This is a genomic window from Caballeronia sp. LZ001 (genome assembly GCF_031450875.1).
Taxonomy (GTDB): domain Bacteria; phylum Pseudomonadota; class Gammaproteobacteria; order Burkholderiales; family Burkholderiaceae; genus Caballeronia.
Genome location: NZ_JARTVX010000003.1, coordinates 1156534 through 1171174, shown reverse-complemented (window position 1 = coordinate 1171174; position 14641 = coordinate 1156534). Strand labels below are relative to the sequence as shown.

At 62.0% G+C, this 14641-nt stretch carries 11 protein-coding genes and 1 pseudogene; 8 read left to right on the top strand and 4 right to left on the bottom strand.

Translation table 11 applies throughout. The features are described 5' to 3' along the window. Positions 1 to 5: 5 nt before the first annotated feature. Together P9292_RS09815 and P9292_RS09810 are read right to left on the bottom strand one after the other, a co-directional pair. Positions 6 to 1613 (bottom strand): acyl-CoA synthetase, encoded by a 1608-nt coding sequence (locus P9292_RS09815; RefSeq protein ID WP_309958700.1) that lies wholly within the window; start codon positions 1611 to 1613, stop codon positions 6 to 8. 30 nt (positions 1614 to 1643) lie between these two features. Then, positions 1644 to 2360 carry a GntR family transcriptional regulator gene (locus tag P9292_RS09810; protein WP_250494525.1) on the bottom strand — a complete coding sequence of 239 codons (717 nt, stop codon included), beginning with the start codon at positions 2358 to 2360 and terminating at the stop codon, positions 1644 to 1646. A gap of 529 nt (positions 2361 to 2889) precedes the next feature. Between P9292_RS09810 and P9292_RS09805 the strand changes: the two are divergent. The 7 genes and pseudogenes from P9292_RS09805 to P9292_RS09775 all read left to right on the top strand — a co-directional run. Next, a pseudogene (locus tag P9292_RS09805) lies at positions 2890 to 4116 on the top strand (gluconate:H+ symporter); the annotation flags it as partial. A 52-nt stretch (positions 4117 to 4168) separates the two neighbouring features. Then, on the top strand, positions 4169 to 5536 hold the full coding sequence (locus P9292_RS09800; protein ID WP_250469280.1) for an NAD(P)H-dependent oxidoreductase: 1368 nt from the start codon (positions 4169 to 4171) through the stop codon (positions 5534 to 5536). A gap of 46 nt (positions 5537 to 5582) precedes the next feature. Further along, positions 5583 to 6884: an MFS transporter gene (locus tag P9292_RS09795; protein ID WP_309958699.1), complete on the top strand. Its 1302-nt coding sequence runs from the start codon at positions 5583 to 5585 to the stop codon at positions 6882 to 6884. Then, the gene (locus P9292_RS09790) at positions 6881 to 7819 is read left to right on the top strand and encodes an amidohydrolase family protein (RefSeq protein WP_309958698.1); all 939 of its coding nucleotides are present in this window, start codon (positions 6881 to 6883) and stop codon (positions 7817 to 7819) included. The genes P9292_RS09795 and P9292_RS09790 overlap by 4 nt, the downstream gene beginning before the upstream one ends. Next, positions 7816 to 8736: an amidohydrolase gene (locus P9292_RS09785; RefSeq protein WP_244830862.1), complete on the top strand. Its 921-nt coding sequence runs from the start codon at positions 7816 to 7818 to the stop codon at positions 8734 to 8736. The genes P9292_RS09790 and P9292_RS09785 overlap by 4 nt, the downstream gene beginning before the upstream one ends. Positions 8737 to 8768: 32 nt before the next feature. Next, positions 8769 to 10073, top strand: coding sequence for an MFS transporter (locus tag P9292_RS09780; protein ID WP_250469286.1), 1305 nt, complete (start codon positions 8769 to 8771; stop codon positions 10071 to 10073). A 98-nt stretch (positions 10074 to 10171) separates the two neighbouring features. Next, a complete protein-coding gene (locus tag P9292_RS09775; RefSeq protein ID WP_309847004.1) occupies positions 10172 to 11083 on the top strand; it encodes a LysR family transcriptional regulator in 912 nt (303 codons plus the stop codon). 9 nt (positions 11084 to 11092) lie between these two features. Here the strand turns inward: P9292_RS09775 and P9292_RS09770 are convergent, their stop codons facing one another. Both P9292_RS09770 and P9292_RS09765 read right to left on the bottom strand, forming a co-directional pair. Continuing rightward, entirely contained in the window at positions 11093 to 12394 is a 1302-nt protein-coding gene (locus P9292_RS09770; RefSeq protein ID WP_250469289.1) for an MFS transporter, read from the bottom strand. Positions 12395 to 12465: 71 nt separating this feature from the next. Next, positions 12466 to 13275 carry a class II aldolase/adducin family protein gene (locus P9292_RS09765; RefSeq protein WP_250469291.1) on the bottom strand — a complete coding sequence of 270 codons (810 nt, stop codon included), beginning with the start codon at positions 13273 to 13275 and terminating at the stop codon, positions 12466 to 12468. A 195-nt stretch (positions 13276 to 13470) separates the two neighbouring features. Here P9292_RS09765 and P9292_RS09760 point away from each other — a divergent pair, with 195 nt between their 5' ends. Then, positions 13471 to 14640 carry a porin gene (locus P9292_RS09760; protein ID WP_250469292.1) on the top strand — a complete coding sequence of 390 codons (1170 nt, stop codon included), beginning with the start codon at positions 13471 to 13473 and terminating at the stop codon, positions 14638 to 14640. The last annotated feature ends 1 nt before the right edge of the window (position 14641 follow it).

The window sequence follows — 14641 nt, the reverse complement described above, 5'->3', positions numbered from 1 at the left end:
GATTGCTAAGACGTGAACTGCGAGCGCAGCGACTTGCGGATGATCTTGCCAGTCGCCGTCATCGGCAATTCGGAGACGAAGCGCACCTCGCGCGGATATTCATGTGCCGCAAGCCGCGTGCGGACGTGCTGCTGCAGTTCGAGCACGAGGGCATCGCCCGGTTTGAAGCCGTCGTTGAGCACGACGACCGCGCAGACGATTTCCGTGCGCCGTTCATCCGCCACGCCGATGACCGCCGCGAAGCGCACGGCGGGATGCCTCAAAAGACAGTCCTCGATCGGTCCCGGCCCGATGCGATAACCCGCGCTCGTGATGACATCGTCGTCGCGACCGATGAAGCGAAAGAAGCCCTCCGCGTCGAGCATGCCGAGGTCGCCCGTCAACAGATAGTCGCCGCAAAACTTCTGCGCGGTCGCGGCCTCGTCGCGCCAGTAGCCGAGAAACATCACGGGATCGGGCGCGGCAATGGCGATATTGCCGGGCGTGCCCAAAGGCTGCGGCCTACCCGAATCGTCGACGACAGCCACGCGGTGCCCCGGCACCGCGCGCCCGATCACGCCGTTGCGCGGTTCGAACCATCTGGCGCACGAGGAGAGCACCACGTTGCATTCGGTCTGCCCGTAGAACTCGTTGATGGTGACGCCAAGCGTTGCGCGGCCCCACGACAGCAACTCCTCGCCGAGCGATTCACCGCCGCTCGCCACCGAACGCAACGCGAGCGCCGGCGCTTTCGCTTGCGGCGTCGCGCGCATCATCTTGAGCGCGGTCGGCGGCAGGAACGTGTGGCTCACGCCATGCCGTTCGAGCAGATCGAACGCGGCGTGGCCATCGAACTTGTCGAAGCGCCGCGCGAGTACCGGCACGCCGTGATGCCACGAAGGCAAGAGCACATCGAAGAGGCCGCCGATCCACGCCCAGTCCGCGGGTGTCCACATGAGCGTCGCGTCGAGCGGGAAGCACTGCTGCGACATCTCCACGCCCGGCAGATGCCCGAGCAGCACGCGATGTCCGTGCAATGCGCCTTTCGGTTTGCCCGTGGTGCCAGACGTATAGATGATGACGGCGGGATCGTCCGCGGAAGTATCGACGAGGGCGTCTTCTTCCGATGCCGCTTCGAGCGCGGGCCAGAACGTAGCGTCGCTGCCATCGGTCGCGAAGACGTGGCGCAACTCCGGCAGCGATGCGCGAATCGACGCGATCTTCGCCGCGCCTTCGGCGTCCGTCACGACGGCGGCGGCCCCGGAATGCGCGAGCCGGAACTCGATTGCATCGATACCGAAGAGCGCGAAGAGCGGCACGGCAATGCATCCCATGCGATAGGCCGCGAGATGCGCGATCGCCGCTTCGACCGATTGCCGCACGAAGATGGCCACGCGCTCGCCGCGCTGCACGCCGCGTTCGGCAAGCGCGTTGGCGAAGCGGTTGGAGAGGCGTTGCAGGTCGTCGAAGGTATAGCGTTGCTGCGAGAGATCGTTCGATTCGACGATCAGCGCGAGCCGGTTCGAGCCGTCCGCCCATTTGTCGCACACGTCTTGCGCAATGTTATAGCGCGCGGGGATGCGCCAGGTGAAGGCGGCATCGACTGCTTCGTAGGTGTCTCCTGACGGCAGCATGGTTTCTTGTGGTGGGTGAGGGTTCCTCGATCATACGCGTTGCAGCGTCTGCTCCTTCACTTCGTGGTCGCGCTCGGGCGTAATCTGCTCCCAGGTGCTATGCACATGCCGCCTCAGAAATTCCCCCAGCCGCGCGCCATCGCGCGCGTTGAGCAATTGCACGATGATCTCGTGTTCATCTATAGCGGTATGCCACGTCTCCGACGTCACGCTACCTTGAAAGCGATAGCGATAAAGCTGCCGGTTGAGCCGCTCGTGCACTTGCGTGAGCGTGGCGTTCTTGGCCGCCACGATGATGTTCGCGTGGATCGCCTGATTGAGCCGGAAGTAATTCATGCGGTCGCGCCGCTCGTAAGCCGCGTGCATCTCGTGATGGAGCGCGCGAATCTCGGCGATCTCCGCATCCGTCGCTAAACGACACGCCTGTTCGCCGCCAAACGCCTCGATTGCGCCCAACACGTCGAGCTTCTCGCGGATTTCCGCCGCGCTCAGGTCCGCCACGACCGCGCCGCGCTTAGGCAGCACGACGACGAGGCCGTCGCCCGCCAGTTCCTTGAGCGCCTCGCGCAACGGCGTGCGCGAGACCGTCAGCCGTTCGGCGAGCGTGCGCTCGCGCAGGCGCTCGCCGGGCTTGAGTTCGTCGGTCGCGATCATCGTGCGCAAGCGTTGCGCAATCTGCATGGAGAGCAGCGAATCCGGCTCGTCGGCGCTGTCGAAGCCTTCATGCTCGTCGTCTGAATCCTTCATATTTGCGTGTTCCCTCGTCGCGGCGACATCCTCGGCCGCTCTGGTATGCCACTTTACCAGCGAACGCGTCATCCGAGATTTGCGGCCGACAATCGCCCCGTCTAGGTGCGATCCCGCACTTGACGGTGCACGACGATAGAACTAAATTTCGGTATACCAGAATTAGACAGAGCGCAGAACGTCGCCCGGCGCCTGCGAAATTCATAAGAACGCGACTTGGAGACCTGCATGTCGATCGACCGAAAACACCGTTGAATAAGGGTTTCTTGCCGATGCCCGTGTAGTTCGTCCGTGTTTTCGGCAAATAACTCCATCGTCCGGGCGCCGCATTCGTCCGGTATACCGCAATTAAAACCTCGTCGACACCGGCGGGGCGCCACGCTATTCGAGCCGCACTACTTCATGTCGCCTTCGCTCTATACGTTGATCGCGCCCGTTATCGCGATCCTTCTGCTGGTACTGCTGATCACGAAGGTCAAGCTTCACCCGTTTCTCGCGCTCATTCTCACGGCCGGCTTTTCTCGGCTGCGCGGCCGGACTCGCGCCTACCGCCGTCATCAAGAGCTTCGAAAAAGGCTTTGGCGGCATTCTCAGTTCCGTGGGGCTCGTGGTCGGACTCGGCACCATGCTTGGCGGCTTGCTGCTCGAATCGGGCGGCGCGGATCGCATCGCCAACGCATTCATCGGACTCGGTTCTAAGCGCTGGATTCCGGCGGCCATTTGCGCGGCGTCGCTGCTCATCGGCTTGCCGCATCTGTTCGATGTGAGCTTCGTGATGCTCGTCCCGCTCGTCTACGCCATCGCGCATCGCACGAAAAGTCCGCTGATGGCCGTCGGCATTCCGATGGCCGCCGGCCTCTACGTCTCGCACGGTCTCTTGCCGCCGCATCCGTCGCCGACGCTCGCGCTTGCCGCGTTACATGCGGACGCGGGCCGCACGATCTTTTTCGGCCTGATCGTCGCCGTTCCGATGGCCATTCTCTCCGGCCCGCTCTTCACGGCCTTCGTCATGCGCTTTCTGCCGGTTACGCCAGGCGAGGGTCTTTATTCGCCCGCTGCCGCCGACGACAAGAAAGCCGGCCGCGCCACGCCGCCGCTCGCGCTCGTGCTCATCACGGTCCTGTTGCCACCGGTCCTGATGATGATCCGCACGTTCGGCCGCAACTACGCGCCGACCGGCACGCCGATGCGCGAACTGCTCGAAACCGTGGGCGACCCTATCGTCTCGTTGCTGATTGCCGTGCTGTTCGCAATCTGGTCGCTCGGCGTCAAGAGCGGCCTCACGTTGCCGCAGATTCAAAAGCTCCTCGGCAAGAGCGTGGCGCCCGCTGCCGCCGTGATCCTGATCCTCGGCGCGGGTGGCGGCCTGAAAGAGATGCTGCTCGCCACGCATATCGGCGACGCCATCGCGCATTGGGCCACGCATTGGTCGATCTCGCCGCTCGTGCTCGGCTGGGCGGTCGCGGCGCTGATCCGTATCGCGATCGGCTCGGCGACGGTCGCAACCGTGACGGCGGCGGGCATCGTCGCGCCGATCGCGGCGGCCACGCCCGGCGTCAATCTCGAACTGCTGGTGCTCGCCGTGAGCTCGGGCGGACTGATGCTCTCGCATCTGAACGACTCGGGCTTCTGGCTTTTCAAGGAATATTTCCGCCTCTCGGTCGCCGATACGCTCAAGACCTGGACGCTGCTCGTCTCGTTTCAATCGCTCGTCGCGCTCGGCGTGATTCTCCTCATCAACTCGGTGATCGGCTAAACGTGCCGTTCACGTTCCCCACAAGATCAGGCCTTAAAGGACAGACATCGCCATGAACTACGAACATCTCTTCAAGTCGCTCGGCAGCCGCACGATCCGCATGGCGCTCGTCGGTCCGAAAGGCGGCTTCGGCCGCTCGCTGCTCGTGCAATGCCGCGCGTTGCCGGGCCTCGAGATCGCCGCGCTGTGCGATATCGATATCGAAGGCACGCTCGCCGCCCTGGCATCGCTCGGCTTCGCGAACGATACAGCGCGCGTCTGCAACAACGCCGACGACGTGCGCGCCGCTCGCGCCGATGGCCGTATCGCGCTGGTGGGCGACCATCTGCTGTTGAAGAACGTGGAGCTCGATATCGTCGTGGAAGCGACGGGGCATCCTGAAGTGAGCGTGCAGATCGCCGAGAACGCATTGAAGCGCGGCGTGCACGTGGCGATGGCGACCAAGGAAACCGATTCGGTCGTGGGCCCGTATCTGAACCGGCTCGCGCTCGAAAACGGCGTGACGTACACCACGCCCGACGGCGATCAGCCGAGCAATCTGATCGGCCTCGTGACGTGGGCGCGCGTGCTCGGTTTCGAAGTGATCGTGGCTGGCAAGTCGAGCGAGTACGACTTCATCTACGATCCGGACGCGCATACCATCGACTATCTCGATCAACGCCACGAAGTCTCGCTCGATGCGTGCTGGACGCCAGGCGACGATATCGCCGCGACGCTCGCCGCCCGTAGCAAGGCGCTCTCGATGCTGCCGCAAAGCGCGACGCCCGATTACTGCGAGATGAACGTCGTCGCCAATTCGACCGGCTTCGTGCCGGCTGCCGATGCGCTCAACTATCCGCTCGCGCGCTTGAATGAACTCGCCGATATCTTCGTGCCGAAGGAAGACGGCGGCATTCTGGAGCGTACCGGCGTGGTCGATGTCTTCAACTGCCTGCGTCGTCCGGACGATCTGAGCTTCGGTGGCGGCGTGTTCGTCATCGTGCGCTGCAAGGACGAGGAAACCTGGGAGTTGCTCAAGCAAAAGGGCCATGTGGTCGGCAAGAACGGCCGCTATGCATGCATCTACTTGCCGTATCACCTGATGGGTCTCGAAACGCCGATGAGCATTTTTTCGGCGGTGCTGCTCAATCAGCCGACTGGCAGCGCGGAGCAGTTGCCGCACGCGCAAATGGTGGCGCGTGCCGAACGCGACTTCAAGGCGGGCGAGACGCTTGCCATGGGCGGTCATCATCACACCATTCAGGGCGCGACGCCGTTGCTCATCGAACGCGCGAAGGCGGGAGTCGCGGCGCCGTTCTATCTCGCGGCCAACAAGCGTCTTCTCGCCGATGTAAAGCAGGGCGACCTCGTTCCGCTCGATGCGCTCGACTTGCAAGGCTCGGCGCTTTACGAAGCGTGGAAGCGCAATCCGTCGCTATAAACGGCCTGCGATACGACGAGGGCTTTCGACCCATACAGGAGGAGACATGCAAACCAACTTATCCGCGAGCGCCTCGGGCAGTTCGCTGCGCGCGCTTCTTTGCACCACCCGCTGGCGCATGGTGCTGCTGCTCTTCGTGCTCTATACGATCAACTGCATCGACCGCATGTCGCTGTCCATTGCAATGCCGACCATCGTGCGCGAGTTTCATCTCGCCGCGACGATGCAGGGGTTGATCCTCTCTGCGTTCTTCTGGACGTACAGCACGTTCCAGATTCCCGCTGGCTGGGCCGCCGACCGCTTCGGCGCACGCCGCATGATCGGCATCTCGGCGGTGCTGTGGGGCGGCTTCCAGTGTCTTGCCGCGTTCGCCATGAACGGCGTGACGCTGTTGCTTACGCGCATCGGTCTCGGCGTGTTCGAAGCTCCTTACATGCCCGCCGCGACGAAGCTCACGGCGGCGTGGCTGCCGCCCGCGGAACGGGCGCGCGGCGTGACACTCATCGATAGCGGCGCGCCGCTCGGCTCGGCGCTCGGTGGCTTGCTCATCAGCGCGCTGATCGGCTTCTCGGGATCGTGGCGTTCGGCGTTCCTGATCGTGGGAGCGGTGACGATCGTCTTCGGTCTCGTCGTCTATCGCATGCTGCGCGAGACGCCCGAGCGGCACGCGGGTATCGACCAGGCGGAAGTCGCGTATATCCGCGAGCAGAAGCTCGTTGCTGGCGAAGCCCCTAGCGCGAAGATGGCGCCGCTTTCACGCGGCATCTTTTCGGCGATGGTGGTGGGCCGTGTCGGTTGGGCGATGGTGTTCTTCGGCCTCGTGACCTGGGGACCGAACTATTTGTCGGTCGGACGCGGGCTCGATATCCGCAGCATGGGCTTCGCGACCTTCATCATTTTTCTCGCGGGCGCGGTCGGCGAGATTCTGTCGGGCGTGACAGCCGACTGGTTGCAACGGCATTTCGCACGCAAGACGGCGTTCAAGATCCTCTTCGGCGTGTCGGGCGGCATGTCGCTTCTTTGTCTGCTGGCTTTGCCGTTCGTGGCGGATATCCGGCTCGCGGTCGCCGTGTTGTCGCTCGGCGTGTTCTTTCACTTGTGGGGCGGCCTGTACTGGCTCATTCCCGCGATGCTCGCACCGCGCGAGCAAGTCGGCCTCGTCGGCGGCGTGATGAACTTCGCGGGCACGGGCGGCGCGATCATCGTGCCTATCGTCGTGGGCGTGATCGTCGATATGACAGGCGGTTTCACGGCGGTCATCCTGTTCTTCGCTGCGGCGGCGTTCGCTTATCTCGTCGGCTCGCTCTTTATCGATTTCGGCCGCAACGATTCAGGAGCGCGCGCATGAAGGAGTTGTACGAAGGGCCGATCATCGACGCGCATCAGCACTTCTGGGACCTCGAAGCGAATCGCTATCCGTGGCTCATGCCGGGCGTGCTGGTCGAACATCGTTACGGCGACTACACGCCGATCAAAGAGACGTACCTGCCATCGGACTATCTGCGCGATGCGGCGGGGCATCGCGTGATCGGCAGCGTGTATGTCGAAGCCGAGTGGAACCCGGATGATCCGCTTGGCGAAACGCGCTATGTCCGCGAGCTTGCCGAAGAGACGGGTCGCCCCAACGCGATCGTGGCGCAAGCGTGGCTCGACCGCGCCGACGTGGACGACGTGTTGTCCGCGCAAGCCCGCGTGGCTCGCGTTCGCAGCGTGCGTCACAAGCCGGGCGCACCGGACAAGGATGGCCGCACGCTCATGTCCGACGAACGCTGGCAGCGCGGCTATGCCTTGCTCGAACGATACGGCCTGCACTTCGACTTGCAGGCGTCGTGGCGGCAATTGTCCGAAGCGGCACAGCTCGCCCGCGATTTTCCACACACCACGCTCATCGTCAATCATGCGGGCGTGCCCGGCGATAGATCGAACGCGACGCTTACGGGTTGGCGCGCGGCGCTGGAAGAACTCGCGCGTTTGCCGAACGTGGCCGTGAAGGTGTCGGGGCTGTGCGAGGCGGGCAAGCCGTGGAGCGTCGCCGCAAACCAGCCAGTGCTCGATACGCTTCATCAAGTCTTCGGCGCCGGGCGTCTCATGTTCGGCAGCAACTTCCCCGTGGATGGCATGTTCATCTCGCTCGACGGTCTGCTACGCGGCTTTGCCGAACTGGTGCGCGCCTGGCCGCGCGCGGATCAAGAGGCTTTCTTTCACGATACGGCCGTGCGCATCTATCGCCCGGAAGGGCTCGACGACAACGCACGCGGCACTCACGCAAGGACATCGCGATGACCACCAACACGCTCGGCTTCGACCTGCCGATACTGGATGCGCATCATCACTTCTGGGACTTGTCGGACGGCGACTTTCCCTGGCTCACGAACGAGTACGACGACGCCTTCTTCCTCGGCGACTATCGCCGAATGTGTCAGGACTTTTTGCCGCCGCAGTATCGCCAGGCGACGGCCGGCTTCAACGTGATCGGCACCGTGCATGTGGAAGCGGAGCGTTCGCGCAAGCAACAAGTGCGCGAAACCGACTGGCTCACCGCGCTCAACGCGAAAACGGGATTACCCAGCGCGATCGTCGGCCATGTGTTCTTCGTGCAGCCCGATTGCGATGCGATTCTCGCAGGTCATGCAAACAGCCCGCTCGCGCGCGGTGTGCGCTCGAAGCCTGAAATCTCCAGCGGTCCGCATGAATCCGTTGCGGGCCAACCGGGCACGATGCAAGACGAAGCATGGCTTGCGGGTCTCGCTTTACTCGATAAGTACGGCTTCTCGTGGGACTTGCGCGTGCCGTATTGGCACTTGGAAGAAGCGGCGGAAGTGGCGCGTGCATTCCCGAAGACGCCTATCGTCACGAACCATCTCGGCTTGCCGCTCGATCGATCGGACGAAGGCGTCGCGATCTGGCGCCGTGGAATGGAGAAGCTCGCGGCGTGTCCGAACGTCTATCTGAAGGTATCGGAACTCGGCTTGCCGAACGGCACGTGGGACAGCGCGAGCAATCGCCGCGTGATTCGCGAAGCCGTCGATCTATTCGGCTACGAGCGTTCGATGTTCGCGAGCAATCTGCCGGTGGGTAACTTGTCGGCGAGCTTCACGGAGATCGTCGCCGATGTGCTCGGCGCCTTGCCGCAAGCCACCGAAACCGATTTACGCGCGTTGTTCGAAGGGACCGCGCGACGTTTCTATCGCGTCGAATAAAAACATGACCGCACGAAATCAAGGAGACTGACATGACGCCCGCCATCGACGAAAACAGGCTTTTCAGAAAGATATCCCTGCGCATTCTGCCCGTGCTGATGCTTGGATTTTTCTTTTCCTATTTGAACCGCGTGAACGTGGGGTTCGCCAAGCTGCAGATGTCGAGCGACCTCCATTTCAGCGATGCCGTGTATGGCTTCGGCGCGGGCATCTTTTTTCTCGGTTACTTTCTGCTCGAAGTGCCGAGCAACGTAATCTTGCATCGCGTGGGTGCGCGACGCTGGATTGCGCGAATCATGGTGACGTGGGGCCTGCTTTCGTGCGCGACCATTTTCATCCGCACGCCGACGCAGTTTTATGTCATGCGCTTTCTGCTGGGTCTCGCCGAAGCGGGCTTCATTCCGGGCGCGATCTATTACATGAGCCAGTGGTATCCGGCGGCGCGACGCGGACGCGCATGGGGCGTGTTTTATATCGCGCTGGCATCGTCGGGCGTCATCGGCGGACTCGTGTCCGGCTCGATTCTCGGCTTTCTGTCGGGCGTCGGCGGCATGCGCGGCTGGCAGTGGCTGATCTTGTGCGAAGGCATTCCGACGATACTCCTCGGCATCTATATCTACTTCCGCATGAGCGAGGATATTCGCCGCGTCACGTGGCTGACCGATGGCGAGAAGACGCATCTTAGCGCGGTGCTTGCGGCGGAGAATCGCGACAAGATCGCGCATGGCTTCATGAGCCTGCTGGGTCATGGACGCATCTGGGCGCTGGTGCTGATCTATTTCGTCTACAACATGGGGCTGTACGCGATCAGCTTCTGGATGCCGACGCTCGTGCAGAAGATGGGCGTGGCCGATCCGTTCACCATCGGGCTTCTCACGGCGTTGCCGGGCGTGTGCGCGATCATCAGCATGCTGGCGTTCGGATTCTCGGCGGATCGTCGCAAGGAACGCAAGTGGCATCTGATTGCCGCGTTCTCGATGGCCGCGCTTGGCTTTGCGTTGTGCGTCGTGTGGCAGAACCAGCCGGTATTGGGCGTGATCGCGCTGTGCATCGCCAACATGGGCGTGCTGTCGATTCCCGCGTTGTTCTGGAGCTTGCCGACGGCGTTTCTCACCGGCGTGACGGCGGCAGCGGGCATTGCGATGATCAACTCCATCGGCAATCTCGCGGGCTTCGTGTCGCCCTATATGATCGGCTATCTCAAGGACGTGACGGGACGCACGGATGTGGCGTTGATCGTCGTGGCGGCGGGTTTGTTGGTCGGCGCGGTGGCGGTGGGGTGTGTGTTGCGTGGGCGTAGTGGAGTTGGGGCGGCGGGGGTGGGGGTGAGGAGTTGAGGCAGCCGGAAGGCACAGACCGGATGTCCGTGCCTTCCCCGATAGGCCCTGCCAGCGAGGCACGCTACGATGCCTGTTTCCCCAGGCATCGTGACAGCATGAAGGACGAACGCCTCACCGAGATGAGGATCTTCAGGGCCGTCGCCGAGACGGGCGGTTTCACGGCTGCGGCGCTCGCGCTCGATTTGCAGCAGCCTTACGTCAGCCGCACTGTATCCGCGCTGGAGAAGCGGCTCGGCGTATCGCTTTTGAGGCGCTCCACGCGTCGCCTTCAGATGACGCAGGAGGGCACGCAGTATCTCGCGCTCTGCAAGCGCATTCTCGAAGAACTCGAAAGCGGCGAAGCACAACTCTCGCGCGCGGGCCAGCACATGTCCGGCGATATTCGCGTGACCGTGGCTACGTCGTTCGGCATGGATCAGATCGTGCCGCTCATTCCGGCATTTCTCGAACGTTATCCGGGCCTGCGCGTGCGGCTTTCTCTTTCGGATACGCTCGCCGATATCATCGGAGAAGGGTTCGATGTCGCCATCCGCATGGGCAATTTGCAGGACTCGAATCTCGTGAGCCGCAAGCTATGTCATCTGCAGCGAGTGGTCACGGCGTCGCCTGCGTATATCGCCAGACATGGGGTACCCTCGACACCCGCGGAACTCACCCGACACAACTGCCTGATGTGGGAACCGCCGATGGACCATCTCAACCATTGGCCTTTCATGGTCGGCGGCGAGCGCACGTCCATGCTCATCAACGGCAACTTTCAGACGAGCAGCGGCGTGAGTTCCGTTTATATGTGTCTTGCAGGCGTGGGCATTACGCGGATGGCTGAACACATGGTGTTGCCTTCCATTCGCAGCAACATGCTCGTGCCTTTGCTCACCGACTTTCAATCGAGCGACGAAACCGCGATCTATGTGCTGTATCCGCGCGATTCGACTTTGCATCCGCGCGTGCGTGCGTTTATTGATTACGTGGCGGATAAGCTCCGGCGGCCGCCGTGGGCCGCCTGAAGCAACGCGTCATTTGTCCAACGTTCGAGGCAAGCGCATTGTCATGCAGGCGCCGAGCACGAGGAATGCGGAGATCACATACATGCCGACTTCCGCGTGTCCAAGCCACACGTTGAGCAAGCCTACGAGATACGGCGACATGAAGCCCGCGATATTGCCCACTGAATTGATGAACGCCAACGCTGCCGCCACCGATGCTCCCACGAAGAGACTTGTCGGCAAGGCCCAGAACAGCGCGATGCACGAATAGACGCCCGCTGCGGCGACCGACAGGCAAGCTACCGTCACGAGCGGCCCCGCCGACAACCACATGCTTACGGCAAGTCCAACCGCGCCGATAACCATGAACGCCGCGAAGTGGATGCGCCTGCCGCCGGTGCGATCGGCGCTGCGGTTCGACAAATATAGCGCTATCGCCGCAAAGATGTTCGGCACGGCCGTATAGAGTCCGATGGCGAACGGGTCGGCGACACCGCTGCGCTTGACGAGCGAGGGCATCCAGAAACCGAGCGCATAAAGACCCATGATGAGGCAGAAGTAGATCGCGCAGAACGCCCACAATTTCTTGTTGCCGAGAAAGCCGCGCACGCTCGTATAGTCGATCTTGCTGGCGTTTTCCGCGCGAATGTCGGCGAGCACGAGATTGCGTTCGTCGTCCGAAAGCCAGCGCGCCTTGGCGGGATCGTCGTCAAGAAAGCGCAACACGACGAAGGCGAGCACGATGGCGGGCAGCGCTTCGATCAGAAAAAGCCATTGCCACGGGGCTAGCTGGTCGTTACCTGAAAACGCGTGCAGGATATAGCCGGAAATCGGCCCGCCGACGACGAACGCGAGCGGCGCGCCCATCACGTAGATGGACATTGCGCGACCGCGGTAGCGCGCGGGAAACCACAGCGTGAGCAGATACATGATCGCCGGTGCGAAGCCTGCTTCGGCGGCACCAAGCATGAAGCGCGCAATGTAGAACATGGTCGGCGTCTTGACGAGGACCATCGCCGCAGAAATGACACCCCACGTGAGCATGATGCGCGCAATCCAGCGGCGCGCGCCGACCTTGCGCATCACGAGATTGCTCGGAACCTCGAAGAAGAAGTAGCCGGCGAAGAAGATGCCCGAGCCGAGGCCATAGATGGCGTCGTCGAAGCCGAGTGCATCGAGCATCTGCAACTTCGCGAAGCCAACGTTCACACGGTCCAGATATGCCACGAGATAGCAGATCAAGAGCAACGGCAAGAGCCGCCAGTAAGCCCTGCCATAGATGCGGCCAGCATCCGTTTCCTTGACGGCCTGATCTCCGTATAGCGCTTCCATGCTTGTCTCCTGTATTTTTTAGCGCTTTATCACGGCATGCTCGTATGGCACGCATGCCGCTGGGTCATTGCTCAGTCGAGATATTCCGGCTCCTCTTCGGCGATCTCATACAGCATGGTCTGGAAATGCAGCCAGCTGATGAACGAGTTGCCCAGATGACGATGCGAATACTCGGCATGCTCCGGGTCGATCTGCAACGGGCGCGATTCGGTCGCGTCCATGAGCAGCTGCATCTTGCAGCAGTGATCGAGGGCGATGAACGTCCATACTGCATCATCGATGCTATGGCGGCTCGCCGTCAGAAGCCCATGGTTCTGATGGATTACGGCCTTGTGTTCGTTGAAGGCGCGTGCAATCGGATTACCCGATGCATCCGCGACCGGCACCTTGCCCGCGCCGTCGCGCACGACCATATGCGAGCCATAAAACATGCAGGCGTCCTGCGTCACATAGTCGAGCGGCTTGCCCATTGCGGCCCACGCATCGCCATGAACGGTATGCGCGTGACACGACCCGATGATGTCGGGATTGTCAGCGTGGATCGCGGAATGCAGCACGTAGCCTGCGCGGTTCACCGCGTACTTTCCTTCGACCACTGTGCCCGAATGATCGACGAGCACGAGTTGCGAGGTCTTCACGCGTGACCATGGCACGCACATCGGATTGGTCCAGAAGAGTTCGGGATGTTCCGGGTCGCGCACGGTCAGATGGCCGCCGAAGCCGAAGCTGAATCCGTGCCGCGCGAAGATCCGGCATGCGGCGGCGAGATGCTCTTTGCGATAGCGCCGTTCTTCCGCCGAGGAGGAAAACGTGGGCTCTTCGGGGAAAATCAGCCCGTCCTGCGTCGGGCTGTAGATCGATTCCTTTGCTTCCATCAACATCGGTGTCCCCTTGTTCGAAATGTGAGACCCCAGTATAGGAAAGCCTTCCGCAAGAATTCAGTACCGCGCCGGAATAGCATTTATGCAACGCCATGCCGATATTGCGCCCGCACAATTTTGGCGTCGTACGATCAATTGCCAGTCGCCGCTCTCCGGGCAGGCCGTCGCTTTCAATCGTTCATGGAGCTTTCAGCAATGAAAAGGTCAATGTTGATGGTCGCGCTGCCTGCCGCTTTATGCGCAGCTTCGGTGCATGCGCAAAGCAGTGTCACGCTATATGGCCTGATCGACACGGGTATCGTCTACACCAACAATCAGACCGGCCACAGCAACTGGCAGATGCTCAGCAGCGTCACGCAGAACACGGTCTTCGGCCTGAAAGGCAGTGAGGATCTCGGCGGCGGCCTTAAGGCCATCTTCAAGCTGGAGCAAGGCTTCAATCTGAATAACGGCACCAATGCATTCGCGGGCGATGGCTTCGGCTCGCAAGCATGGGTCGGCCTGCAACACGACGACTACGGCACGCTCACGGCCGGGCGTCAATACGACGTGCTCAACGATCTGCTCGGTCCGCTCACCGCCGAATTCAACACCTGGGGCGGCAGCATCTCGGCGCATCCGTTCGAAAACGATAATCTGGCGGCAAACTCGGTCGTCATCAACAACACCGTCAAATACGTCAGCCCCACTTATCGCGGCGTGACGGTCGAGAGCATGTATTCCTTCGGCAATAGCGCCGGAAACTTCGCGGATAACCGCGCGTATGGCTTTTCGGCATCGTACGCGCAAGGGCCGTTCACGGTCGCGGGCGGCTATCTGCAATTGAACAACGCGGGCGGCGGCATTGCGGGGACGAATTTGAATGGCGCGGTGTCGCAAGGGGATGGCAGCGCGAACTTCGTCGCGCAACGGCAGCGCATCTGGGGCGCGGGCGCCAACGCCACCTTCGGGCCGGCGACGGTCGGTCTCGTCTGGTCGCACACGCAACTCGACAATATGAACAGCGTGCTTTCCATCGGGCTCGGCAACTATATTCCGCTCGATGGCACCCTGCGTCTCGACAATTACGAAGCGAACGTGCATTACGCGCTCACGCCCGTGTTGAGCGTATCGGCGGCTTACACGTTCACGGACGGCGCTTATGGCAACGCTGCATCCATCGCTTATCCGTCGTGGCATACGGTCATGTTGCAGACCGACTATTCGCTCTCGAAACGCACGGATGTCTATCTCGAAGGCGTCTATCAGCACGTAAAGGGGGCGCCGCCCGATTCCGTGCTCGGGCAGGCGATGCTCAATACGTTGTCGCCGTCATCGACAGGTACGCAAGTCGGCGTCACTGTCGGCTTGCGGCACGCGTTCTAGC

Excerpts from the sequence above, each read along its gene's own strand:
- P9292_RS09815 (WP_309958700.1), bottom strand. The coding sequence starts at position 1,613 with ATGCTGCCGTCAGGAGACACCTACGAAGCAGTCGATGCCGCCTTCACC.
- P9292_RS09810 (WP_250494525.1), bottom strand. The coding sequence starts at position 2,360 with ATGAAGGATTCAGACGACGAGCATGAAGGCTTCGACAGCGCCGACGAG.
- P9292_RS09800 (WP_250469280.1), top strand. The coding sequence starts at position 4,169 with ATGAACTACGAACATCTCTTCAAGTCGCTCGGCAGCCGCACGATCCGC.
- P9292_RS09795 (WP_309958699.1), top strand. The coding sequence starts at position 5,583 with ATGCAAACCAACTTATCCGCGAGCGCCTCGGGCAGTTCGCTGCGCGCG.
- P9292_RS09790 (WP_309958698.1), top strand. The coding sequence starts at position 6,881 with ATGAAGGAGTTGTACGAAGGGCCGATCATCGACGCGCATCAGCACTTC.
- P9292_RS09785 (WP_244830862.1), top strand. The coding sequence starts at position 7,816 with ATGACCACCAACACGCTCGGCTTCGACCTGCCGATACTGGATGCGCAT.
- P9292_RS09780 (WP_250469286.1), top strand. The coding sequence starts at position 8,769 with ATGACGCCCGCCATCGACGAAAACAGGCTTTTCAGAAAGATATCCCTG.
- P9292_RS09775 (WP_309847004.1), top strand. The coding sequence starts at position 10,172 with ATGAAGGACGAACGCCTCACCGAGATGAGGATCTTCAGGGCCGTCGCC.
- P9292_RS09770 (WP_250469289.1), bottom strand. The coding sequence starts at position 12,394 with ATGGAAGCGCTATACGGAGATCAGGCCGTCAAGGAAACGGATGCTGGC.
- P9292_RS09765 (WP_250469291.1), bottom strand. The coding sequence starts at position 13,275 with ATGTTGATGGAAGCAAAGGAATCGATCTACAGCCCGACGCAGGACGGG.
- P9292_RS09760 (WP_250469292.1), top strand. The coding sequence starts at position 13,471 with ATGAAAAGGTCAATGTTGATGGTCGCGCTGCCTGCCGCTTTATGCGCA.